At 66.4% G+C, this 21,465-nt stretch carries 25 protein-coding genes; 7 read left to right on the top strand and 18 right to left on the bottom strand.

The features are described 5' to 3' along the window. Positions 1–4 precede the first annotated feature (4 nt). The 10 genes from MOE34_RS04575 to MOE34_RS04530 form a co-directional block, all read right to left on the bottom strand. The gene (locus tag MOE34_RS04575; protein ID WP_242221440.1) at positions 5–412 is read right to left on the bottom strand and encodes a DUF3168 domain-containing protein; all 408 of its coding nucleotides are present in this window, start codon (positions 410–412) and stop codon (positions 5–7) included. Next, entirely contained in the window at positions 409–741 is a 333-nt protein-coding gene (locus MOE34_RS04570; protein ID WP_242221438.1) for a phage head closure protein, read from the bottom strand. The genes MOE34_RS04575 and MOE34_RS04570 overlap by 4 nt, the downstream gene beginning before the upstream one ends. Continuing rightward, complete coding sequence (locus MOE34_RS04565) at positions 741–1,310, bottom strand: head-tail connector protein (RefSeq protein ID WP_242221435.1); 570 nt, start codon at positions 1,308–1,310, stop codon at positions 741–743. The genes MOE34_RS04570 and MOE34_RS04565 overlap by 1 nt, the downstream gene beginning before the upstream one ends. 266 nt (positions 1,311–1,576) lie before the next feature. Next, positions 1,577–2,827 (bottom strand): phage major capsid protein, encoded by a 1,251-nt coding sequence (locus tag MOE34_RS04560; protein WP_242221433.1) that lies wholly within the window; start codon positions 2,825–2,827, stop codon positions 1,577–1,579. A 13-nt stretch (positions 2,828–2,840) separates the two neighbouring features. Beyond that, positions 2,841–3,398, bottom strand: coding sequence for an HK97 family phage prohead protease (locus MOE34_RS04555; protein ID WP_242221431.1), 558 nt, complete (start codon positions 3,396–3,398; stop codon positions 2,841–2,843). Positions 3,399–3,498: 100 nt separating this feature from the next. After that, entirely contained in the window at positions 3,499–3,807 is a 309-nt protein-coding gene (locus MOE34_RS04550) for a DUF6107 family protein (protein ID WP_242221429.1), read from the bottom strand. Between the two features lie 417 nt (positions 3,808–4,224). Next, positions 4,225–5,358 carry a phage portal protein gene (locus MOE34_RS04545; RefSeq protein ID WP_242221426.1) on the bottom strand — a complete coding sequence of 378 codons (1,134 nt, stop codon included), beginning with the start codon at positions 5,356–5,358 and terminating at the stop codon, positions 4,225–4,227. Between the two features lie 206 nt (positions 5,359–5,564). Further along, entirely contained in the window at positions 5,565–6,176 is a 612-nt protein-coding gene (locus MOE34_RS04540; protein ID WP_242221424.1) for a glycoside hydrolase family 19 protein, read from the bottom strand. Positions 6,177–6,178: 2 nt separating this feature from the next. Next, the gene (locus tag MOE34_RS04535) at positions 6,179–7,456 is read right to left on the bottom strand and encodes a DNA-packaging protein (protein ID WP_242221423.1); all 1,278 of its coding nucleotides are present in this window, start codon (positions 7,454–7,456) and stop codon (positions 6,179–6,181) included. A 325-nt stretch (positions 7,457–7,781) separates the two neighbouring features. Next, positions 7,782–8,321 (bottom strand): hypothetical protein, encoded by a 540-nt coding sequence (locus MOE34_RS04530; protein ID WP_242221422.1) that lies wholly within the window; start codon positions 8,319–8,321, stop codon positions 7,782–7,784. A 245-nt stretch (positions 8,322–8,566) separates the two neighbouring features. On the opposite strand from MOE34_RS04530, the gene MOE34_RS04525 reads away from it, so the two are divergent. Continuing rightward, positions 8,567–8,899 (top strand): MmcQ/YjbR family DNA-binding protein, encoded by a 333-nt coding sequence (locus MOE34_RS04525; protein ID WP_242221420.1) that lies wholly within the window; start codon positions 8,567–8,569, stop codon positions 8,897–8,899. A gap of 7 nt (positions 8,900–8,906) precedes the next feature. On the opposite strand, the gene MOE34_RS04520 is transcribed toward MOE34_RS04525, so the two are convergent. Further along, positions 8,907–9,392, bottom strand: coding sequence for a YcgN family cysteine cluster protein (locus MOE34_RS04520; protein WP_242221418.1), 486 nt, complete (start codon positions 9,390–9,392; stop codon positions 8,907–8,909). Between the two features lie 167 nt (positions 9,393–9,559). On the opposite strand from MOE34_RS04520, the gene MOE34_RS04515 reads away from it, so the two are divergent. The 3 genes from MOE34_RS04515 to MOE34_RS04505 are packed head-to-tail and all read left to right on the top strand — an operon-like array spanning position 9,560 to position 12,913. Continuing rightward, positions 9,560–11,746, top strand: coding sequence for a transglycosylase domain-containing protein (locus tag MOE34_RS04515; RefSeq protein WP_242221416.1), 2,187 nt, complete (start codon positions 9,560–9,562; stop codon positions 11,744–11,746). 29 nt (positions 11,747–11,775) lie between these two features. Then, the gene (locus MOE34_RS04510; RefSeq protein ID WP_242221414.1) at positions 11,776–12,369 is read left to right on the top strand and encodes a DUF1214 domain-containing protein; all 594 of its coding nucleotides are present in this window, start codon (positions 11,776–11,778) and stop codon (positions 12,367–12,369) included. After that, the gene (locus tag MOE34_RS04505) at positions 12,362–12,913 is read left to right on the top strand and encodes a DUF1254 domain-containing protein (protein ID WP_242221412.1); all 552 of its coding nucleotides are present in this window, start codon (positions 12,362–12,364) and stop codon (positions 12,911–12,913) included. Before MOE34_RS04510 ends, MOE34_RS04505 begins: the two co-directional genes overlap by 8 nt. A 112-nt stretch (positions 12,914–13,025) precedes the next feature. On the opposite strand, the gene MOE34_RS04500 is transcribed toward MOE34_RS04505, so the two are convergent. From MOE34_RS04500 to MOE34_RS04490, 3 genes are all read right to left on the bottom strand, one after another. Beyond that, positions 13,026–13,214 (bottom strand): hypothetical protein, encoded by a 189-nt coding sequence (locus MOE34_RS04500; protein WP_242221411.1) that lies wholly within the window; start codon positions 13,212–13,214, stop codon positions 13,026–13,028. 1,036 nt (positions 13,215–14,250) lie between these two features. After that, on the bottom strand, positions 14,251–14,877 hold the full coding sequence (locus tag MOE34_RS04495; protein WP_242221408.1) for a hypothetical protein: 627 nt from the start codon (positions 14,875–14,877) through the stop codon (positions 14,251–14,253). Between the two features lie 168 nt (positions 14,878–15,045). Further along, positions 15,046–15,513, bottom strand: a complete 468-nt coding sequence (locus tag MOE34_RS04490; protein WP_160785607.1) for a hypothetical protein — start codon at positions 15,511–15,513, stop codon at positions 15,046–15,048. Positions 15,514–16,038: 525 nt separating this feature from the next. Between MOE34_RS04490 and MOE34_RS04485 the strand changes: the two genes are divergently transcribed. Continuing rightward, positions 16,039–16,932 (top strand): DUF2336 domain-containing protein, encoded by an 894-nt coding sequence (locus MOE34_RS04485; RefSeq protein WP_242221406.1) that lies wholly within the window; start codon positions 16,039–16,041, stop codon positions 16,930–16,932. Positions 16,933–16,936: 4 nt separating this feature from the next. Here the strand turns inward: MOE34_RS04485 and MOE34_RS25405 are convergent, their stop codons facing one another. The 4 genes from MOE34_RS25405 to MOE34_RS04470 form a co-directional block, all read right to left on the bottom strand. After that, a complete protein-coding gene (locus tag MOE34_RS25405; RefSeq protein WP_277955658.1) occupies positions 16,937–17,068 on the bottom strand; it encodes a hypothetical protein in 132 nt (43 codons plus the stop codon). Between the two features lie 102 nt (positions 17,069–17,170). After that, positions 17,171–17,542: a DUF1491 family protein gene (locus MOE34_RS04480; protein ID WP_242221404.1), complete on the bottom strand. Its 372-nt coding sequence runs from the start codon at positions 17,540–17,542 to the stop codon at positions 17,171–17,173. Positions 17,543–17,591: 49 nt separating this feature from the next. Beyond that, entirely contained in the window at positions 17,592–18,305 is a 714-nt protein-coding gene (locus tag MOE34_RS04475; protein ID WP_242221402.1) for a peptidoglycan-binding domain-containing protein, read from the bottom strand. Beyond that, the gene (locus MOE34_RS04470; RefSeq protein WP_431522412.1) at positions 18,277–19,806 is read right to left on the bottom strand and encodes a sensor histidine kinase; all 1,530 of its coding nucleotides are present in this window, start codon (positions 19,804–19,806) and stop codon (positions 18,277–18,279) included. The genes MOE34_RS04475 and MOE34_RS04470 overlap by 29 nt, the downstream gene beginning before the upstream one ends. Positions 19,807–20,311: 505 nt before the next feature. On the opposite strand from MOE34_RS04470, the gene MOE34_RS04465 reads away from it, so the two are divergent. Next, entirely contained in the window at positions 20,312–20,737 is a 426-nt protein-coding gene (locus MOE34_RS04465) for a DUF5330 domain-containing protein (protein WP_242221400.1), read from the top strand. Between the two features lie 187 nt (positions 20,738–20,924). Continuing rightward, positions 20,925–21,344, top strand: coding sequence for a SufE family protein (locus MOE34_RS04460; RefSeq protein WP_242221398.1), 420 nt, complete (start codon positions 20,925–20,927; stop codon positions 21,342–21,344). Positions 21,345–21,465 lie beyond the last annotated feature (121 nt).

The raw sequence follows: 21,465 nt of genomic DNA, 5'->3' as shown, positions 1-21,465 counted from the left end.
GAAATCAGCCGTCCGGCTCCGTCACCGCCCGGAACCGCATCTCCGCCCGATGGAATTTCGACGCCCCGTCCCGCTTCAGCCGCGTCTCGCGATGCAGCAGCAGGACGAGATGATGGCCATCGAGCGCCAGCGCCGCATCGTGCAGCGCCGCGCGCACCGCCGCGGCGATCCCCTGCGCCTCCCGATGCCCCGCCGCCCCGGACCAGGCCTCCAGCACCACCGCATGCTCCTCCCCCGCCTCCGTGGCGGTGGAGTGGTCCGTGCTGTCGATGCCGGCGATCACCACAAGGGGCGAAGCCGGAGCCGCCAGCCGGCGATCAGCGATCCCCTCGGCCCCAACAAGCGCCGTCAGCGCAACATCGCCCGAAAGCCGGGCGAAGATGGCCTTCTGCAAGGCGGATGCCGCGCTCATGGCTTGATCTCCTCACAATCGCAGATGAGATAGCGCCGCGTCTCGTCCGGGTCGCAAAAGGCGCGTATCTCAAAAAGCCGCTCGCCCTTGTGCAGCCGCATGCCGCCGGCAAGATCGCCCCGCCAGCGCAGCCGGATACGGTGCGTCACCGCCACCCGCAGCGTCCCCGCCGCCTCGTCGGCCTTCGCGGCGACCGGCTCGATATGCGCCCAGAGCGAGGCCATCGCGATGAAGCTCACCGCCGCCCCACCCTGCCCGTCCGGCGTCTCCTCCGGCCGCTCCAGCACGAGCCGGGCGTTCAACATCCCGGGTTCAAGCGCGCTGCCCATCACAGCCTCCGCAGCCGATAAGGCGCGACCAGCCGGTCATAGCCCTGCGGCACCGCCCCCGGCTGGTCCTCAAGGGAGAGCACGCCGCGCAGCTCGTACATCGCCGCCACATGCAGCAGCAGCGCCCGTTTCAGCGTGTCCGGCACATCCGCGCCACTCTCGCCGAAGCCGGCGGAGAAATCGATCTCGATGCCGTTCAAGGCCCGTGCCGTTTCCGGCTGCGCCGGCAGGATCAGCCGCGCCGGCCGCGCCGCGCCGTCAAGCACATAGCCCGCCGCATCGACCGCGACCGGCGCGCCAAGTTCATCGTAAACCGTAATCGCCTCAACGGTTTGCACCGGCCCCCTGGCAATCTGAATCATCTTGCCTTCCGGCCAGTCGTCCAGATAGAGCCGCAGCGACCGCACGATCAGGCAAAGCCCCGTCTCGGCCTCCAGATAACCGCGCGCCGTGCGGACGAGCGAGGCCAGCAGCGTGTCCTCATCGTTTGTATCGAGGCGCAGATGCGCCTTCACCTCGGCAAGCGTGACCGGCTCCACGGCCGGCGGCGTGAGTTCGGCAATCGTCATGACAATCCTGTCTGATGGAGGGAGTGCGGGCGCGGCCGGGAGGAAAACCGCGCCCGCGACCCCGGCAGCAGGGAACGCCCGCCGGGGTAGGAGAAATTGTGAAAGGAAACCGCCACTCCACGCTCCCTTCGCCCCGCTTGCGGGGAGAAGGTGCCGGCAGGCGGATGAGAGGCAACCACAGGCAAGGCCCCGATGCCGGGCCGCCCCTCACCCCAGCCTTCTCCCCGCAAGCGGGGAGAGGGAGCGGAAACGTTGAGGACCGCGGCTCAGCTCGCCGCGAACTTCACCAGCTTGATCGCCTCGAAATTCTGCACCCCGCCGCCGACGCGCTTGGTCGTGTAGAACAGCACATAGGGCTTGGCCGAATAGGGATCGCGCAGCACGCGCACGCCCGTACGGTCGACGACGAGATAGCCCGCGCGGAAATCGCCGAAGGCGATGGAGAAACTGTCCGCCGCCACGTCAGGCATGTCCTCCGCCTCCGCGATGGCAAAGCCCATCAGCGAGGCCGGCTGGCCGGGCGTTGCCGGCGGGCGCCAGAGGTAGTTGCCGTCGGCGTCCTTGAACTTGCGGATCGCCGCTTGCGTCTTGCGGTTCATCACGAAGCTGGCATTCTGCCTGTGCCCCGCCTTCAGCGCATAGACCGTATCGATCAGCGTGTCGGACGGCCCGCTCGCCTTGAAGGCTCCGGCCGTACCCGTAGCGATGTAGCCGATATTGCCCCAGCTCCAGCCGCTATCGGCCACATTGGTATAGCTGAGGAAACCCTTCGGCTTGTTGACGCCGTCGCCGGAGACGAAGGCCGTGCCCTCCTGCTCGCCGAAGACGATATCCACCTCCGAGGCGATCCAGCTTTCCACGTCCACCGCCGCATCGTCGAGCAGCGCCGCCGTCGCCGCCGGCATGGCGTAAAGCTCCATGGTCGGGAAGGACAGTTCGGCAAGCTGCGCAGCATTGGTCTGCGGCCGCGCCGCCGTCTCCGCCACCCAGCCGCAGGCCATGCCGGAGGTCGCGAAGGGCTTTTTCAGCACCGCGCCGGAAACCTGCCGCACCGTCGCCAGCGCCCGGATGGGCGAAGCGGCGGAAAGCCGGCGGCCGATCTCCGTATCGGTCTCCGGCGGCACCAGATAGCCTCCGTCCGCCGCCGAGCCGACCGACATGGCCTTGCCCTCCAGCGCACGCAGCGCGCTCTCGTCGCCCCGGCGCATATAGGCGGAGAAGGCCGCCTTGTGCTCGGCCGCCTCGGGCGATCCCTCGCCCGCCCCGCCGAGCGCCGGGCGGGCCTTCTTCAGCGCCAGCCCGTCGAGCACGCGCTTGTGCTCGTCCATAGCGCGGTTGATGCGGTCCACCTTGTCGCGCGTCACCACGTCTGCGGTGAGTTTCTGCTCGATCTCGCCGAGCCGGCGGTCGTTCGTCTCCTTGAAGGCCTCGAAGGCCTCCATGAAGTCGTCGAAGGCGGCGGCCATCGTTTCCGGCACGGCCTTGATCTCCGGCGCGGTCTTCATCGTCTCCGTCATGCCTGGTCTCCTGTTAGCGTTTCATCATCCGGGCCGCCCGGCGCATGCTGCGCACGAGTTCCGTTTCCCGGTCGCGGAACCACCGCGCATTCTTCACGTTCGACACCCGCGCCGAGGGCAGCATGGGGAAGGTGACGATCGAGATTTCCCAAAGGTCCGCCTCCAGGATGCGGCGCACGCCGCTCGCCCGGTCGGTCTTCGAGCGCACCGTCTGGAAGCCGATGGAGAGCCCGTCGAGCGCCCCCGATTTCATCAGCTGCAGCACCTCCCGCGCCCGGGCGACGCCCGGCGACAGCACGCCCTCGACATAAAGCCCCCGCTCGTCCTCGCGGATGGTGCGCCAGCGGCCGATCGGCTGGGCCGGATCGTGCTGGAAAAGCATCCGCACACCGGCCGCGCCGCGCTTTTGCAGCGACGGCCCGAAGGCCCCCGGCGCAATGGCGTCCTTGCTCAGGTCCACCTCGCCGAAGAGGCTCGCATAGCCGGAAAACAACCCGTCGCCGGAAACGCCCGCAAGCGTCAGATCGGCATATTTCTTCGTCCGCCAGACCGGCAGGTCGTCGGTTGTCATTGCTCTCTCCGATCAGGAATTAGGGGGTAGGCAATAGGCAGTAGCCAATAGGGAACGGCGCTCCCTCAATCCCTACTGCCTATTGGCTATTGGCTATCGCCTACTGCCTCATCCGCTCCGCCACCCGCGCCAGCACGCCCAGTCCCCACCAGGCCGAAAGGCTTGCCGCCGCCGAGCCGGTCAGCAGCAGTTCCGAGGGGCCGAGATAGCCCGCGATGCCGAGCCGCGCCGCGATCCAGAACCCCGCCGGCCCGCCGAAGACGAGGCCGCAGGCAAGCCCGGTCAGAAACCGGCATCCCGCCTCCCGGCGGCTTTTCGGCAGGAGATAGATGAGCGAAACGGCCGCGCCCGCGGACGCACCGATGAACCGGGCCGTCCAAAGCCCACCGTCGTTTCCGAAGTCAGCCATTGTTAAGCCTTTCAGATTATTATGGAAATTCAGAAGGAATGGCCGCAGGCGGCCGAATGCGCGCCGGCTCACGCAGGGCCAGCGGCGGCAATCCTCGAATCTTTTGAATCCCTTGCTGTGTTTTGCTCGAAAGCCGATTCAAGCACTTCACGCGATGAATCCGGAATGCGGGAAGAAGAGTCACCTCTCCAGACCAAGCCGCTGTTTTCCCAACGGAAATCCGACGCCATAGCGCCCGGAATACCCCCCTCTGCCCTACCGGGAATCTCCCCCACAAGGGGGGAGATTGGATGGAGCGATGTTTCACTTCCTCTTCGACGCCGCTGCTTGAGCTAGGTTCGTGCCTCTTGCCGATCTCCCCCTTGTGGGGGAGATGGCCGGCAGGCCAGAAGGGGGTGAAGCCACACCCGCTCCCTCTCAATACCCCACCGCCCGCCGCTTCTCCTCGTCCGTCAAAAACCCCGCCGCCCCAACCCGCGCCCAAAGCTCGGACCTCTCCGCCACAAGCCCGTTCACCTGGTCCAGATCCGGCACCAGCCGCAGCGCCTCGCCCTCCTCGGAAAACCAAGCCGCGAAGGACCCCGCCGTGCGGCTGACCAGCGGCAGCACGGTCAGCCGCCAGAACGCCCGGTTCGCCTCCTGGTAATTGGCATAGGTCGCATCGCCCGGAATGCCGATCAGCATGGGCGGCACGCCGAAGGCGAGCGCGATGTCGCGCGCCGCCCCGTTCCTCGCCTCCACGAAATCCATCTCGCGCGGCGAAAGCCCCATCGCCTTCCAGTCCAGCCCGCCTTCCAGCAGCATCGGCCGGCCGGCCCGCGCCGGGCCGGAATAGCCCTCCTCCAGCTCGCTCTTCAGCCGGTCGTACTGGTCGGGCGAAAGGTTGCCCCCCTCCTTCGGCTGGTAGACGAGCGCGCCGGAAGGCCGTGCCGAATTGTCGAGCAGCGCCTTGTTCCACACCGCCGCCGCATTGGAGAGGTCGAGCGCCACGGACGCCGCCTCCAGCGGCGCGAAGCCGAGCTGGTCGTCGAGCGGATGGAAGAGCCGCAGATGCAGGATCGCCTGCCCCTCGCCCGCCGCATGTCGTCGCACATGGTTGCCGGCGCGATACTCATAAGCCTCCGGCCACCCGTCCCGCCCCTCGACGATGCGCATCCGGTCGGGCCGCAGCAGATGCAATTCCCGCAGCTCCTCGCCCACCCGCACCCCTTCCACGAAGGCATTGCCGGACAGCAGGAGATGCCCATACAGCGTCTCGAAGAAATCCGTCCCCGCCATGCGCCCATTCGGCCGCGCCAGCAGCGCGAGCAGGCCATCCTCCGGCCGCTCCACCTCGCCGGCATAGGCCAGCCACGGCACCGAGGCCGCCGCCTCAGCGATCATACGCACCGCCCGGTGCGCCACCGGGTTCTTCATGAATCCCTCGCACGACAGCGAGGCATAGGACCGGCTCGACCAATGCGCCCGGCCCTCCGCCGTTAGCGCGAAAAAGCCCGACGCCTTGGTTTCCACCGCCCCCTGGCGGCGTCTGAGGAAGGATGGCAGTTTCATGATGTCCTCGGTCGTTGTGAAAAGTACAAAAGCCGGCGGAGGCATCACCCCTCATCCGGCTGCCGCCACCTTCTCCCCGCAAGCGGGGCGAAGGGGCATGTGGGAGCGTTTTCCTCCCTATCGACATTGCTTACCAAGCGAGCGGACGCGCCAATCCCCTTCTCCGCCTGCGGGGAGAAGGTGGCGGCAGCCGGATGAGGGGCAGCCTACCCGCCCAAAGCCGCAAGAAATGCCCGCCCATACCCGGCAATCCGCTCCGCCCGGTCCAGCCCGTTGACGATCCGCCGCGCGCCCACCCAGTCGGCCTGCCCGGCGGAAAAATGATCCGCCAGCCGCCGCCCCGTAAACGCGCCCTGCAGCATGCCGACAAAGAGGATCTCCACCGACACCGCCATGTCCATCGCCCGCTCCGGCCTCTCGACGAGGTCGATGCCCGTCAGCGCCGAAAGCCGCTCGTAATTCCGCCTGTGGGTGATCTGCACCAGCCCGCGCCCGAGCCAGCTCCGCCCGTCCTCGTCCCGCCGCCAGTAGGGCGCGGAAACCTGCGGCAGCCGCCCCTCCGCGAAAGCCTTGTCCAACCGCGCAATCGCCGCCGCATCCGAGGCGGCAAAAGTTTCGCGCACCGGCCGCATGCGCCCACCCGTCTCGTGATGCGCCGTCGCCAACATATAGGCGAGGAAGCGCTGGTCGTCCGTCTCCCGCCCTCGCTCGAAGCGGTCGAGAAGCGCCGCCATGCCGCGAACCTGCCCGCGTCCCAGCCGCCCGCCATAGAGCGTCCCACGCACGCCGTCGAAAAACCGCTTCCGGTCGATCCCCATCGTCAAATCCCCCGCACCCGAGGCTCGCCCTGCCGGTCGATCACCAGGGCCGTCAGCGCCCAGACCAGCGCGTCGAGCCGGTCCGGCGAGCGGCCGGAGGAAAGCCCGTCCGGCCCGAAATCACACATCTGGTCTTCCAGCTCGGCAAAGGCGCCGGCATGGACGACCCGCCCCTGCTCGTAGAGCGCCGCCACCGGCTCCGCGCGCAGAAATTTCCCGCGCGTCGCCCGCACCGTCGAGACCGGCAGCTTGGCGTCGACGCTTCTCAGCATCGCCGTCACCATGTCGCCGCCCTGGTTCACCTCGGCCACCACCCGGTCGGCATCGAAGCGCCGGAAGGCGCGCACCACGGCGCCCGCCCAGCCCGCCGGGCTGGCCCCCGTCACCGAACAATCCGCCAGCACCACCGCCCGCCCACCGCCATCCAGCCCCGCCACGACGATCCCGCAGACCGAAGCCGCCGAGGCCGTCGCCGGCGGATCGACCGCCACGACGATGCGCGACAGCGGCCCCGGCTGGCGCAGCCGGATAGCCTCCAGCCGCGCCCGGTTCCACAGCGCGTCCTCGCGGTCGGCGATCAGTTCCCCGTCCAGTTCCTGCCGCCCCAGCCGCGTGCCGCCGTAGCGGTCGGCCATGGCCGTCAGAAACCCCGGCGAGAGGTTTTCCGCATTGTCGGCGGTCGCGATCCGCCGCACCGCCGTTGCCGGATCGCCGGCCAGCGCCCGCAGCAGCGGCACCGGCCGCGGCGTCGTCGTCACCAGCACGCGCGGATCGTCGCCCAGCCGCAGGCCGAATTGCAGCATGTCCCAGGTCTCCTGCGCATGTTTCCATTTGCCGAGTTCATCGCACCATCCGAAATGAAACTGCGGCCCGCGCAAACTTTCCGGATCCTCGGAAGAAAATATCTGCCCGATGGACCCATTCGGCCAGACAAGCCGGCGGCGCGAAGCCTCGAATTCCGGCCGCGAGCGCCCCGCGATGCGGCAGATGCCCGAAACACCGTCGATCATCACCTCACGCGCATCGCCGAGCGTTTCGGCCACCAGCGCGATCCGGCTTTCCGGCCGCGCCAGCGCCATCGCATGCACCCATTCCGCCCCCGCCCGCGTCTTGCCCGAGCCGCGCCCGCCCATCAGCAGCCAGACCCGCCAGTCCCCCGGCGGCGGCTTCTGCGCGTCGCGGTGGGTAAAATGCCAGCCGCGGAGTTGTTGCCGTGAGTGCGGTATCAGCCGTCCGGCAGGTGTCGGTTTCAGCCCCGCCTCATCGGGGATGCCCCTCATCCCCCTGCCGGGACCTTCTCCCCACAAGCGGGGAGAAGGGGATTGGGGCGATGCCCCATCCTCACACGGCGGTTGCTGGGGAGGAAAGCCTTGCATCCCTTCCTTCGCCCCGCTTGCGGGGAGAAGGTCCCGGCAGGGGGATGGGGGGCAATCTCCACCGAAATCGCCAGCGTCACCGCCGCCCCGCCGCCCCAGCCCCGTCTCCAATGCATCGGCCGCCGCCAGCAAACCCGCCCGTTCTTCCTCGATCATCCTAAAGCCCGCGGCCGCCGCCTTCACAGTTCCGTCCAGCTTCCTGCCGATCGCCCGGCAGGCCAACCTCTCCCTACGGCCCACTTTCCATTGCCGCGGCAGCATCGCCGCCAGCCCGGATTTCCCGCATCCATTCCGTCTTGGCGGCATCCATCCGCTCCTTCACGCGCTGCTCCACCAGCCGGTCGAACTCCTCGATCAGCGCCGCCTCGTCGTCCGGCTCTCCGCTATCCACCCGTTCGGCGATCAGCGTGCGCTGCAGGCTGTCGATCTTCTCCAGCGTGCGCACGATCAGCGACACGGCCTCGATGGCCGCCTTCGCATCCGTCTGCGCCGCCTTCCGCGTGGTCTCGTCACCGGCATCGTCCGCATCGCGCTCGGCCAGAACCTTCTGGCTCTGGAACCGCTGGAAGCGCTCGCGCAGCTCCTTGGTCATTTCGAGAAGCATGGCCTGCATGTCGAGAAAGGGATCGCCCGGTGCTTCCGCCTTGGTGTCCAGCACCAGCGCCGCCCCACCCGCAAAACCGGCCGCACGCCCCGCAAGCCCGTCATAGACGCCCATTTCCGGCGAGACGCCGAAAAGCGCGATATCGATCGCCAGATTCGTTTCCATCGCAAAACCCGAAAATAAAAAAGCGCCCGGTCCTGATGGAACGAGCGCCTGTCAAAATTCTCTCTCTAGCCGGCCGCGGGCGGATATCGCCAAGTCTCCAGCCTCCGGAAAGCCCGGCGATCCCTCCGCCCGCACCTTTCCGACTATGCCATAACCCTACCAGACGACCGTAACGCCGTCAAGGACTATTTTCCTATTTCTCGCGAAAACTTTTCCGCCGCTCCATTCGGTGCTATCCTTCCATCATGATATCCGACGACCTCGTCACGATGGCGCTCGGCATGCCCGGAGCGCAGGAAAGCGCCCATTTCGGCAAGCGTGACTTCCGGGTGGGCGAGAAGATATTCATGTCCCTGCCCGACCCGGGACGCGCCGTCCTCAAGTTCACGCCCGACCAGCAATCGATGGTGATGGAGACCGATCCCGGTCTTTGCGCGCCTGTTCCCGGCGGCTGGGGCCGCAAGGGCTGGACGTCGGTCTATTTCGACGGCGCGGAAGGCGAACGGGTGCGCGAACTCATCGCCGCCGCCTGGCGCAATGTCGCGCCGAAGCGGCTGGTCGCGTCAAGCCTTCACTGAGCCGGCGCTACTTTTCCTCGCCCACTTCCAGCGGCCAGGTCACGAGATAATCCTCGTAGTCGTCGATATCGATGCCCTCTTCGCTGATCGTGCGCCCGCGGGCGGAGATGCCGGCCTGGTGCACGGTATCGGGATCTCCGGAAACCAGCGGGTGCCACCAGTAGAGGTCGTGCCCGTCGCGGACCAGCCGGTAGCCGCAGGTCGGCGGCAGCCAGGAAATGCTCGAGACGCTCTCGACGGTCAGGCGGATGCAGTCCGGCACGGTCGCCTGCCGGTTCTCGTAGTCCGAGCAGCGACAGCTCTCCCCATCCAGCAGCACGCAGCGGATGGAGGTCCAGGCGATCTCGCCGGTCTCCCAGTCCTCCAGCTTGTTGAGACAGCACAGGCCGCAGCCGTCGCAGAGGCTTTCCCACTCCGCGTCGGTCATCTCCCCAAGCGTCTTGACCTTCCAGAACGGCAGGTCGCCCGGCATTTGCGCATTCTTCGTCGTCATGCCCGACCCCTGAACCCCTTCCCCACAAAGGTCAAGAGCCGACGCCTCCGTGAAAACCGTTCTGCTGTCTTCAAAAGACTGATATCGTGCCGGAATAAGCCGGTGGTGAGAAGACGTTAACCGGCAGCGGGCAATTTCGTGCCGCCCGAACCCGAGAGACCGCGATCGTGGAAGACGAAGACCAGCAGCCGCAAAAGCCCCGCCGCCGCAAGCGGCACTTCTTCCTGCGCCTCGATTCCTGGATCGATTCCACGGTCTGGAATGCCGGCTTCCGCGCGTCGGAAATCTGGGAGGAGATCACCATCTTCTCCCGCCGCTTCCATGTGAAGGGCTGGAAGAAGGCGGTCTTCGAGGTGGCGGGCGAAGGCATGAACCTCGGCACGGCCGGCTTCGTGCTGCTGCTCGCGCTCGCCCTGCCCGCCTTCGAGGAGACCAAGGGCGACTGGCGCGCCCAGAGCGATTTCGCCGTCACCTTCCTTGATCGCTACGGCAACGAGATCGGCCACCGCGGCATCATCCACGAGGATTCCGTCCCCATCGACGAGTTGCCCGACCATCTGATCAAGGCCGTGCTGGCGACGGAGGACCGCCGCTTCTTCACCCATTTCGGCATCGATTTCCTCGGCCTTGCCCGCGCCGTGAACGAGAACGCGCGCGCCGGCGGCGTCGTGCAGGGCGGCTCCACGCTCACCCAGCAGCTCGCCAAGAACCTGTTCCTGTCCAACGAGCGCACCATCGAGCGAAAGATCAAGGAAGCCTTCCTCGCGCTCTGGCTGGAAGCGAACCTCTCCAAGAAGGAGATCCTGCGCCTCTATCTCGACCGCGCCTATATGGGCGGCGGCACCTTCGGCGCGGCGGCGGCGGCGCAGTTCTACTTCGGCAAGAACGTCACGGAGGTGAACCTTGCCGAATCCGCCATGCTCGCCGGCCTCTTCAAGGCCCCCGCGCGCTATGCGCCGCACGTCAACCTGCCGGCCGCCCGCGCACGCGCCAACGAGGTGCTGACCAATCTCGTGCAGGGCGGACTGATGACCGAGGGGCAGGTGATCGCCGCGCGGCGCAACCCCGCCTCCGTCATCGACCGCAACGAGAAGACCGCACCCGACTTCTTCCTCGACTGGGCCTTCGACGAGGTGCAGCGCATCGCAAAGCCCTTCTCGCAGCATTCGCTCGTCGTGCGCACCACCATCGACATGGGCCTGCAGGCCGCCGCCGAGGAGGCGGTGGAGAGCGGTCTTCGCCAGTATGGCGAGAGCTACCGCGTCAAGCAGGGTGCGCTGGTGATGATGGAGAACGGCGGGGCCGTGCGCGCCATGGTCGGCGGGCGCGACTACGGCGAAAGCCAGTTCAACCGCGCCACGCGCGCGCTGCGCCAGCCGGGCTCTTCCTTCAAGGCCTATACCTATGCGGCCGCCATGGAAGCCGGCATGACGCCGGAGACGACCATCGTCGACGCGCCGATCAGCTGGGGCGGCTGGTCGCCGCAGAACTACGGCCGCAGCTATTCCGGCCGCATCACGCTGATGACGGCGATGGCGAAATCCATCAACACCGTGCCGGTGCGCCTTGCCAAGGACAAGCTCGGCACCAAGCGCATCGCCGAGCTTGCAAAGCTGATGGGCGTGGAAACGCCGCTGCGCACCGACAAGACCATGCCGCTCGGCACCTCCGAGCTGACCGTGCTCGACCAGGCGACGGGCTACGGCGTCTTCCCGGCCGGCGGCATGCAGTCGCGCCGCCACGGCATCAGCCAGATCATCAACTACGACGGTGATATCCTCTACGATTTCGGCCGCGACGAGCCGCCGGCGCGGCGCATCCTCTCGGAAGGGGCGAACGCCTCGATGAACCGGATCTTCGTCACCATTCCCGTCAGCGGCACCGCCCGGCGCGGCGCGCTCGACCGCGGCATTGTCTCGGGTGGCAAGACGGGCACGACGCAGGCCTATCGCGACGCCTGGTATGTCGGCTTCACCGGCAATTACACCGCCGCCGTCTGGTTCGGCAACGACGACTATACGTCGACCAACAACATGACCGGCGGCTCGCTGCCCGCCATGACCTTCAAGCGCCTGATGGACTATGCCCACCAGGGCATCGAGCTGCGCGCCATCCCCGGCATCGAAAACCCGCTGCCGGACGGCACGAAGGCGACGGAAGTCGCCGCCGCCGCACCGAGCGACGAGAACCCGCTGCCGGCGCTCGTGCGCCCGCGTTCGCTCTCCTCCGACGTCACGAAGCTCCTCAAGGATGTCGCCCGCCAGCTTCACGAGGCAACGCCGCTGAAGCCCGACGGCTGGGTGGCCACCCTCCACGGGACGCTTGACCTTGCTCCGGCGAAGCGGACAGAGTGACGCGAAGCTGATTCCAACGGTCGATCGTCTTGTTCCGCACACCCCTCCTCATCGCCACAGCGCTCGCCGTCGCCTTCGGCCTCGGCATCCTGAGTTCGGTCTATGCGCTGCGCGCGACGGTCGGCTTCGGCGCCATCGCGCTTGGGCCGTGGACGGCCTTTCCCGCCGCACAGACGGTCGACGCCGACCCGTATGCGAAAGCCCACCGGGCGCGCGACGGCCGGCTGCTGCTCGGCGGCGCGGAGGGCCTCACCTTCACCGCCGCCACCGACAGCGACAACCGCAGGCTGACCGCAAACTGCCGCTACGAGATCGCCGGCATAACGCCCCCTGCCCGCCTGTGGACGCTGCATGCGGCCGACCGCAACGGCAACCCGCTGCCGGGCGCGAACCCGGACGTGCCGACGGGCCTCAACGCCTGGTCGGCCCTGCGCGGCGCCGACGGCGATTTCTCCATCCGCATCGCCTCCTCCGCCATGCCGGGCAACTGGCTGGCGATCCCGGAAGGCCGGGCGCCCTTCCTCCTGGTCATGACGCTGCTCGACACGCCGACCGCCGGCAGCTCGGGCGTCATCGACCTTGCCATGCCCGGCATCACCCGGCTGGACTGCGCCGATGCGTAGCCTCTTCTATGCCATCGCCATCGGCCTCGTCGGCGCGGCGCTGCTGCACATCGTCATCATCCTCTCCCTGCCGAGTTTCACCGGCCGCGACGCCTATACGCGCGTGCAGGCCTTCGGCGAGGCGAACCGCTTCTTCCCGCTCGCCAGCGAGGGCAACACGCTTGCGCCGGTCAACGACGATCCGGCCATGAAGACGGCGGTCTGCACCTTCTCGGTGGAAAACGGCCCCATCCGGCTCTTTGCGGATGGCGAGGTGCCCTTCTGGTCGCTGGCGGTCTATGACGAGGCCTCCAACGAGGTCTTCAGCATGAACGACCGCACTTCGGTCTCCGGCGCGCTCGACACGCTGATCGCCACGCCCATCCAGCTCATCGCCATCCGCAAGGCGGTGCCGGCGGAACTGGAGCAGTCTATCCTCGTGGAGATGCGGGGCGAGGAAGGCTATGCGGTGCTGCGCACCTTCGTGCCCACGCAGAGCCGGCAGGAAGCCGCCAGCGCTTTCCTCGCGGATGCAAGCTGCGAGCCTTTGACGGCGGACCAGTAATCGACAGGGAAACATCCGGCGGCAGGCGCGAAGCGCGGCCACGCGGCATTGTGAAGGCACGCATCCATCGCCGGATCGCGCCCGACCGCCGCCACACGGCGGTCGCAAGGCTCTATTTGTGCCGGGCGCTATCCGAAACGCCGCGCTTGCCCGACTTGCCGCGCGGGGCAAGGGTCGCGGGCGTCAGGCGCTCGTAGCGCACGCCGGTAAAGAGCAATATCCGGGCCGAAGCCTCGGGGCGAACGGTCTCACGCTTCGGCATGCGAGCGCGCCATTCCGTCAATCGTACCACGTCTGCCATTCTCGCCTCCAAAAGAAGAATCGAGACGGATGAAGTACTCCTACAAATCTCACCCTGCCCGCTGAAACGGGCCGGTGCATCCGGTTCCGTCACCCGGACACGACATGAGAATGATGTCATCCCAGTCGCATACAGGTGGAAAACGGCGATGCGGTCCAGACGTTCCCCAATCACGAAACATTGTCTGGCGGCCGCCCGGTATCCGGAACATCGCACCTTTCCCTTTCGAAACGGCTGCGCCTGAAGGCAACCTCCGCTCCCATGGTCGAATCATAGCACGTTGAGTGCAATAGACGAGCCGATCCATGTCCCCAAAACTAGCGACTGTCTGGTTAACATGCTGTTAATCATGCACCGGGACGCCCCTTCCCGCTGTTCCGCACGGAACACGGCCTTGCCCGGCCCTCCGGCTCAGGCCATTCTGCGCCAACAATACAAGCAATATCTAATTTAGATATACACGCTTCACAAGTGACGGGATGGCACTTCCCGGCGTCGCGATTGCGGCGCTCCATCCGATTTCGATGCGCACATATATTATGTATTTCTAATTTAATATATCCAGTCTGAATACATGGAACAACGCGCGCGCTTCCCAAAAATAGACATAAATTCAAGACCTCTAATACTTAAATATAAAACGGCAATCTTCAAAATATTACACAGGTATTTCCAAATAAAAATCCATTTTCCTTTTTCCAAGCCATTGATTATGAAATTGAATTATCAATTAAGAATGGCTAATGTATCGTTAACGCCACACGGAAAAGAAGGTGACGTTCTATATTCTAGATCAACACTGAGAGGATCAATCATGTTTTCGCGTAGAATCCTGTTATCCGCAACTACAGTTGCGGCCTGCGTTGGCTTGTATACTACTCATGCCGACGCCCAGACGACGAGGCAAGGTCGCGCCGAAGCGGCCTGCGAAGCAGCGCTCGCATCCGGCGACATGGCAGCGCTTCGGGACGTACAACGGCGGTTCAGGAATGAAATGACGGCTTGCAGCGCTCTTGCCTCGAGTGCCGTTGTCCTCTCACCTGGCACCAACACCACCGCCGGCTTCACGCGCGTCGCGCAGACCGGCAACACGGGCAACACCAACGACGACAACGACCCTCCCGGCCGTGGTGACTACGACGGCTGGCACGGTCATGGTCATGGCCATGGGCACGGCCATGGCGGCCACGGCCACGGTGGCGGAGGCCACAATGATGGCGGCCATGACGGCGGTGGACACGGTGATCATCATGGCGGCGGCCGTGGCGACCACGATGGCGGCGGACGCGGTGATCATCATGGCGGCGGCCGTGGCGACCACGACGGCGGCGGACGCGGTGATCATCATGGCGGCGGCCGTGGCGACCACGACGGCGGCGGACGCGGTGATCATCATGGCGGCGGTCGTGGCGACCACGACGGCGGCGGACGCGGTGATCATCATGGCGGCGGTCGTGGCGACCACGATGGCGGCGGACGCGGTGATCATCATGGCGGCGGTCGTGGCGACCACGATGGCGGCAAGGGCGGCGGCCGTGGCGACCACGATGGCGGCAAGGGCGGCGGCCGTGGCGACCACGATGGCGGCAAGGGCGGCGGCCGTGGCGACCACGATGGCGGCAAGGGCGGCGGTCAGTTCGGCCAGGGTGGCCAGGGTGGCCAAGGCGGTCAGGGCTTTGGCAACGACTAGTCGCGATGCCGGCTACACCAGAAATCCTGGACAAAAAAGGCCAAGGGACGTTCGTCCCTTGGCCTCAGGTGTTCCCTGTTTCCGCGTTTGCACGCCGCGTGCGCCGGTGGTTCAAACCTCCGCAGATATTGCTATTTACCCTTACAGATCCGTGACCTGCGTGTCGCAGGGCCGGATATGCTGGCTGACATACTCGTAGGGCATGACCTTGAGATTGCGGTTCAGCCCGCCATTGTCCCTCAGCCAGCCGATAACCCAGCGGGGATACTTCTTCAGCAGATAGGTCGTGGCAAAGCGATTGCCCTGTGAGGAGCTGCCGAACGGCAGGTGGAAGCCGAAGCGCGCCGAGGGGGTCACGCAGAGCTGGTCCTCGCTGATGCCGAGATAGAGCGTGCAGGCCGAATCGCACCGGCCGGCGAACTTGACCGTTTGTCCTGTCTGTTCGAGTTGCGCCGCCTTGATGGCGTAATCGACGATAACGCCGCCGTGGTCGTTGCGGACCGTATAGAAGCTCGGCGCCTCCGATACGGCGCCGGCCGTGACGGCCGTGGTTGCGAGAGCCGCGAGGGCGATGGAAACAGTGCGAGCAATGCCGGCAGTCCGCTTCATGAGAGTGTCTCCGTTTACGAGACATCTATCAGTCATGTCTAAAATTCCCGTTAATGTATGGGGCACGATGCCCGCCCGTTGACATGGATCGGCAAAATCTTGCCGGTCTTCTCGCGTCGCTCCACAACCGCATGGCAAACAGCCGAGCGGCAGAACACAATACAAGGGCAGGTGCACGCGGGAATGGCAAAGAGTGGTCAAAGTTGGCATTAGTATGACCTAAATTATAAAGGCAAAATGAAACCGGTGCTTTTCCGCATAATCCACAGCCGGTGCCGCCCGCCCCTCCCAAACCCTTGCAAACATGCGCTGGTGCTGCGATGCCGCATGGTGGATTTCATTGTATTCATTGCCATTTCCGCGCGAGCAGGGTTAACGGCTCGCTAAGGTTTTTCCTCTAGTTTTCATGAATGACAGCAGGGGTCGGCAGGGGGCTGCCGGTCCGGGGATGACAGGTGTTTTGTGGCGGACAGGTTTCGCGAACTGGAGAGACCGCAGGCAGGGCGGCCGAAGGACATCGTTCTGATGGCCACGGTGTCCAGCTTCGAGAGCCTGCGCTTCCCCACGAAATCGGACCTCGCCCAGTTCGGTGAACTCTTCGAACAGCTCTATGCGGCCTCCACCGACGAGGCGCGCCGGCAGGCCGTCGCCGCGCTCTCGCGCTGCCCGCAGGTGCCGGAGGAAACCGCCCTCTTCATCGCCCGCCAGCCGATCAATACCGCCGCCATCTTCCTCATGGGGTCGAAGGCCCTCGGCGACGTCACGCTGATGCGCATCCTGCGCGCGACCGGCCCCGAGCACGCCCACGCCATCGGCCGGCGCGACGACCTGTCGCCCGTCGTCGTGGAGGCGCTGGTCGGCACCCATCAGGACCAGGCCAGCCGCCGCACCGGCGAGGATCGCACCGCCGCCCTGGCAGAAGCCGCCCGCCTGGAACGGGAAGAGCGCATCCGCGAGGAGCTGCGCGCCCTCGTGCGCGCCGCCACGCCGACGGTCGAGACGCCCGTCCGGCTGGAGCCGGCGAGCGCCATGCATCAGGTGCTGTTCGTGCGCTTCGCGCGCGAGGGGGAAGCCGGCATGATCGCCGTCACGCTCGCCGATGCACTTGCCTCAAGCCAATGGCTGTCTGAGCGCATCCTGCTCGACGTGTCGGGACGGCAGCTCGCCGAAACGCTGCTGGCGCTCGAGGTGCCGCAGGCCGACACGCTCTTCGTGCTGAAGGCGGTCTACCCGCATCTGGCCGAGGGAGGAGCCGAAACGCTGCTTGCCGCGCTGGACCCCGCCGAAGCGGCCCGCCGGGTGGAAAGCTGGCAGAGGGCGGACAGCTACACGACCGGCGACGGCCTGCCGAAGGCCGCCAATGCCGACGACGCACCGCGGGGCCGCCCTGGCGCCGACCACAAACGCGCCGCCGGCTGATTTTTCAGAAGACAGGCCGTCTTGCCGGCGTACGAACCGCCGCGTCGTCCTGACGCCCGGCCGAGAGCGCGGCCAGCGTCGTCGCCACGAACATTCCCGAAATCAACAGCGCAAGGGCAGGCAGCACGATAAACATGGGGTTCTCCCGGGTTTGCCGCACAGGTCGCCGCCTGTGCCGAAACCCTTTTCCCATGGCCGGCCCCATGCCGCTGTTCCCGGGGGAACCGGGGCCTGCGCGTCACCGCCTGAAAAAGCCGTCATCCTTCGGCTCCGCGCCGGCGAAGTCGAGAACATCCCCGAGATCGTCCGCCTCGATGGAAACCACCCAGAGGTCCCCGTCGAAGCGCCGCTCCCGGCCGATCGCCTCGGCCACCGCATCGCTCCCCACACGCTCCAGACGCGCTTCGAACAGCCGCCGTCCATCGTCACCCTCGTCGAAGAAACTCTGCGGTGCGGGCGCGAAAAGGCTTTCCGTGCCGTCGCGGAAGACCTGCCGCACGAACACGGCCCCCGCCTCCTCCGCGCCCTTGGCCTCCACGGCGGCGAAATCGCCGCGCGCGAAGACGCGGCGCATCAGGGCGGAAACGAAGATGTCGGTGCGAAGGCGCATGACGGCGGCATACACGGCGGGAAAGCGCGGGGCAATGGCCGGACCGGCCTTACAGCGCGCCGATATCCTTGAGCTTGGCGAGCACCTGCTCGTTCGGCTCGCCGGTCACCGGCAGGCGGTAATGCTTCTCGAAATGGCGGATGGCGGTGCGCGTCTTCTCGCCGATCAGCCCGTCGACCGCGATATCCGCATAGGCGATGTTGCTGAGACCCTTCTGGATCTTCATCACCATGTCGCTCGGCACAGGCCGCGCGACGGCGGAAGTGACACCCGGATCGGCTTCGGCCGCCATGATCGCGGCGGCGACCGGATCGGCCTCGCTCTCGGGCGTCGCCGCCGGTTGCTTTTCGATCACCCGGGCCACCTCGTCGAAGGGCCGCTCGCCCGGCGTCACATCTGTGACTTCCGGCATCGGCTCGCCCTCATCGAGGCGCTCGATGACGAAGGTCGTCTGGTCGTGCGGCTCGGGCTTGGTCGCGGTGAAGCCGAGGGAATTGTCCGCCGAGCGCATCTTCAGGAAGGGCGCGGGATGGCCGCCCGGCTGATACCAGAGCGCATTGGCCGCGACGAAGGAGAAGACGACGAGGAAGGCGCAGGTGCCGCCCACGACGCTTGGATGGCGCGCGGCAAGCCCGCCGAGCGCGACAAGCCCGGTTATCACGACGTTCGGCCGCCGCTGCGGCTGGCTGCGCGCGCCGGACCGCCCCTTGCGGGCCTGGCCCTGGGGCCGCCGCTCAGGCTGTCTTCTGACGTGCGCGTTCATCTTGCGTGTCCTTGCCATCGAGCGAGGGCTGGTAAACGGTCTTCATGTCCGCTGCAAGGCGCGGCGGGAATTCGACGGTGGATGGAGCCGCGACCCTGTGGTCGCCGTCATGCACCACGCCCGAGCCATCCGCCGGCACGCGCACGGCAATGACCGTGCCTTCGCCCGGCCGGCTCGTGATCGTGAAGCTGCCGCCGTGCAGCGCGACGAGGCCCTTGACCAGCGACAGGCCAAGGCCGGTGCCCTCGTATTTGCGGGTATACTCGTTCTGCACCTGCATGAAGGGCTGGCCGATCAGTTCCAGCTTGTCGGCCGGGATGCCGATGCCGGTGTCGCTGACGGTCAGGATCAGGTCCCTGCCCTCGCGCGCCGCATCGATGGTGACGATACCGCCGCGATCGGTGAACTTGATGGCGTTGCCGACGAGGTTGATGAGCACCTGCTGGATCGCCCGCTGGTCGGCCACCGCCTCGCCGAGGGCGCGCGGCACGCGGCTCGTCAGCTTGATACCCTTGTCCCGCGCCTGCAGGCCCAGCATCTGCTCGCAGGCCCGCACGCTGTCGGCGACGACGAACGGCTCCGGCAGAAGCTCGTAGCGGCCCGCCTCGATCTTCGACACGTCCAGCATGGTGTTGACCACCGACAGGAGGTGCGAGCCGGACTGGTGGATCAGCGCCACATATTCGCGCTGGCGGTCGTTCTCCAGCCGGCCGAAATATTCGCCGGCGAGGATATCGGAGAAGCCGAGGATGGCGTTCAGCGGCGTGCGCAGCTCATGGCTGACGGCGGCGAGGAACCGGGTCTTGGCGTCGTTGGCGGTTTCCGCCTCGGCGGCCTTCCGCGCGTTCTCGCCCTTCAGCCTCGCCTCCTCGGACATATCGCGCGACTGGGCGACGACGGCGGCAAGCGCGCCCTCCGCGTCGGCCATCGCCGTCATCTCCACGCGCATGTGCACGAACTGCTCGGCATCGCTCTCGAGGCGCGGGCGGTCGATGCGGATATCGACGGTCTCGCGAGCCGCGCCCTGGCGTAGCCGGTCGATGGCGGCGACGAAGCCGAGCCGGTCGGAAACGTGGATCTGGTCGAGATAGCCGCGGCCCATCGGGTCGCGCATCCAGGACAGCATGTCGGCGCGGTCGCGGCCGTGCACCGCCGTCACGAGGCCGCGCGCATCGTGCAGCGTCACGAGGCCGGCGAAGAGATCGTAGGGCGAGACCGGGCTGGGCGCGGCTTCCGCCAGCGCCTCGGCGAAGGTTTTCTGCGGGGCCGGCCTGTGCGGGCGGGCGGCGGTCACGGCGGCGGCGAGCAGCGCGCCCGCCCCGGCAAGCGCGACACCGGCCGGCAGGGCGGCGGAAGCGGGCATGACGGTGGAGAAGGCGAGCGGCAGGCCGGGAACGGCCGCCAGCAGCGCCAGCGTCGTCGCACGCAGCGGCGCGGACGGGCGTTCCTGCGCCGCGCCCATGCCAGCAACGCCAGCAACGGCGCCCAGGCGGGCCGCCATTCTGTCAGCGATGATGGTCAATTGGCGCAACGCAAAACCCTGCCGTTCATGTTCTTTTATGTGAGCCCAAAATCGCATCGGCGACTTAAGGAAAGAATAAACGGCAGGGGTTGGAAGGGGCCGAAAAAGGCCCAAAGGTCCCATTTCGGGGCAATCCAACGGCCATTCGCACGGCGTGGTTAACGGGGCGTAAGCGCCTCATTTTGCGGCATTTTTCTGTTCATATTAACTTGTGGGGCAGAAGCGCCGGAACGCGCCTGCCGGCATTCCGGGGCCTGCCGGCCCGCCGGCGCGCCATCATCCTTAACGGGGTTCGCTAAAATCTGCCTCAAATGCCGGTTAGCGGAAAATTAGATCGCATTTTAATCAAAACTGGGCAAAACCCGAGCGATTCCAGCAAAGGGGAATTTCCTTCCGGTCCCTATTCTCGCATCAACGGTTCGCCAAGGACCAAACAAGCCGAAGGCCGGAAAGAGCCGAGGCCCCATAACGAGGATGGCAAGCGATGTGGTTTCTGATCAAGGGAACGTTCTGGTTCTCACTGGTTCTCGTCCTGCTCCCCTTCCTGAACGCGGAATCCTCCGCGACGCTGGAAAAGGGGCCGACGGTCCAGCTCGGCGACACGTTCAGCGCCGCCAGCGAGGCGATCGGCTACGTGACCGCCCTCTGCCTCGAAAAGCCCGACGTCTGCGAGAAGGGGTCGGAAACCTTCGTGGCGCTCGGCCACCGCGCCCGTGAAGGCGCCAAAATCGCCTACCAGTTCCTCGATACCCAGTTCGCCGAAGACGGCGCGGATGTCGCCAAGGCCGAGCCTGCGAAGAAGGACGCGCTGAACCAGCCGCTCCCGGCCGTCGCAGAAGTGGATGCCGACGCCGAGGTCATCACCGGCACCATCGCCATCCCGACCCGCCGCCCCGCCCACAAGGGCTGAGCCGACCATCCATCCCGCAATCCCGCCTGCGGTATTGCTTTGAAGTTTACTGCCTGCCTGACTCGTTGCATTGCAACCGCCGTATGGATCCGCTCCATGCGGCGTTTCTTTTTGCGCATGGCGGTTTCCGGTTCAAATAACCGGCCGGCTCGCCTATATGATGGGCAAACCCCGAGACGGACAGACCATGACCACGCTGCAACAGATCATCGACGACTTCGCCTTCCTCGACGAGTGGGAGGACCGCTACCGCTATGTCATCGAACTCGGCAAGGCGCTGCCCGATCTTGCGGAGGACAAGCGCACGGCCGAAAACAAGGTACAGGGCTGCGCCAGCCAGGTCTGGCTCGTGAGCCATGCCGGAAGCGAGGCCGATCCGGTCATGACCTTCGAGGGCGACTCGGACGCCCATATCGTGCGCGGCCTCGTCGCCATCGTGCTCGCCATCTATTCCGGCAAGCACGCCTCCGAGGTCGCCGCCCTCGACGCCATCGACACCTTCAACGCCATCGGCCTTGTCGAGCACCTCTCCTCCCAGCGCGCCAACGGCCTGCGCTCGATGGTGCGGCGTATTCGCGAGGAAGCGGCGGGGAAGGTCGCGGCCTGACATTTAACGGGCATTCGCCCCTCATCCGGCCTGCCGGCCACCTTCTCCCCGCAAGCGGGGCGAAGGAACGCTGGGCGCACCGTAGCGGCCCCTTCACCGGCCACCGACATCGCGGGCTTCA

The sequence above is a fragment of the Shinella zoogloeoides genome (genome assembly GCF_022682305.1).
GTDB classification, from domain to species: Bacteria; Pseudomonadota; Alphaproteobacteria; order Rhizobiales; family Rhizobiaceae; genus Shinella; species Shinella zoogloeoides_B.
The sequence above is the reverse complement of the archived record's forward strand: the minus strand, read 5'-3'. Positions and strand labels throughout refer to the sequence as shown.

Bases quoted from the DNA above. Each gene is read 5' to 3' on its own strand.
- MOE34_RS04465 (WP_242221400.1), top strand. From the start codon at position 20,312: ATGTGGTTTCTGATCAAGGGAACGTTCTGGTTCTCACTGGTTCTCGTC.
- MOE34_RS04560 (WP_242221433.1), bottom strand. From the start codon at position 2,827: ATGACGGAGACGATGAAGACCGCGCCGGAGATCAAGGCCGTGCCGGAA.
- MOE34_RS04565 (WP_242221435.1), bottom strand. From the start codon at position 1,310: ATGACGATTGCCGAACTCACGCCGCCGGCCGTGGAGCCGGTCACGCTT.
- MOE34_RS04525 (WP_242221420.1), top strand. From the start codon at position 8,567: ATGATATCCGACGACCTCGTCACGATGGCGCTCGGCATGCCCGGAGCG.
- MOE34_RS04460 (WP_242221398.1), top strand. From the start codon at position 20,925: ATGACCACGCTGCAACAGATCATCGACGACTTCGCCTTCCTCGACGAG.
- MOE34_RS04485 (WP_242221406.1), top strand. From the start codon at position 16,039: ATGGCCACGGTGTCCAGCTTCGAGAGCCTGCGCTTCCCCACGAAATCG.
- MOE34_RS04480 (WP_242221404.1), bottom strand. From the start codon at position 17,542: ATGCGCCTTCGCACCGACATCTTCGTTTCCGCCCTGATGCGCCGCGTC.
- MOE34_RS04470 (WP_431522412.1), bottom strand. From the start codon at position 19,806: ATGGCGGCCCGCCTGGGCGCCGTTGCTGGCGTTGCTGGCATGGGCGCG.
- MOE34_RS04555 (WP_242221431.1), bottom strand. From the start codon at position 3,398: ATGACAACCGACGACCTGCCGGTCTGGCGGACGAAGAAATATGCCGAT.
- MOE34_RS04475 (WP_242221402.1), bottom strand. From the start codon at position 18,305: ATGAACGCGCACGTCAGAAGACAGCCTGAGCGGCGGCCCCAGGGCCAG.
- MOE34_RS04550 (WP_242221429.1), bottom strand. From the start codon at position 3,807: ATGGCTGACTTCGGAAACGACGGTGGGCTTTGGACGGCCCGGTTCATC.
- MOE34_RS04540 (WP_242221424.1), bottom strand. From the start codon at position 6,176: ATGGGGATCGACCGGAAGCGGTTTTTCGACGGCGTGCGTGGGACGCTC.
- MOE34_RS04520 (WP_242221418.1), bottom strand. From the start codon at position 9,392: ATGACGACGAAGAATGCGCAAATGCCGGGCGACCTGCCGTTCTGGAAG.
- MOE34_RS04575 (WP_242221440.1), bottom strand. From the start codon at position 412: ATGAGCGCGGCATCCGCCTTGCAGAAGGCCATCTTCGCCCGGCTTTCG.
- MOE34_RS04535 (WP_242221423.1), bottom strand. From the start codon at position 7,456: ATGAGGGGCATCCCCGATGAGGCGGGGCTGAAACCGACACCTGCCGGA.
- MOE34_RS04545 (WP_242221426.1), bottom strand. From the start codon at position 5,358: ATGAAACTGCCATCCTTCCTCAGACGCCGCCAGGGGGCGGTGGAAACC.
- MOE34_RS04490 (WP_160785607.1), bottom strand. From the start codon at position 15,513: ATGAAGCGGACTGCCGGCATTGCTCGCACTGTTTCCATCGCCCTCGCG.
- MOE34_RS04530 (WP_242221422.1), bottom strand. From the start codon at position 8,321: ATGGAAACGAATCTGGCGATCGATATCGCGCTTTTCGGCGTCTCGCCG.
- MOE34_RS04505 (WP_242221412.1), top strand. From the start codon at position 12,362: ATGCGTAGCCTCTTCTATGCCATCGCCATCGGCCTCGTCGGCGCGGCG.
- MOE34_RS04570 (WP_242221438.1), bottom strand. From the start codon at position 741: ATGGGCAGCGCGCTTGAACCCGGGATGTTGAACGCCCGGCTCGTGCTG.
- MOE34_RS25405 (WP_277955658.1), bottom strand. From the start codon at position 17,068: ATGTTTATCGTGCTGCCTGCCCTTGCGCTGTTGATTTCGGGAATGTTC.
- MOE34_RS04500 (WP_242221411.1), bottom strand. From the start codon at position 13,214: ATGGCAGACGTGGTACGATTGACGGAATGGCGCGCTCGCATGCCGAAG.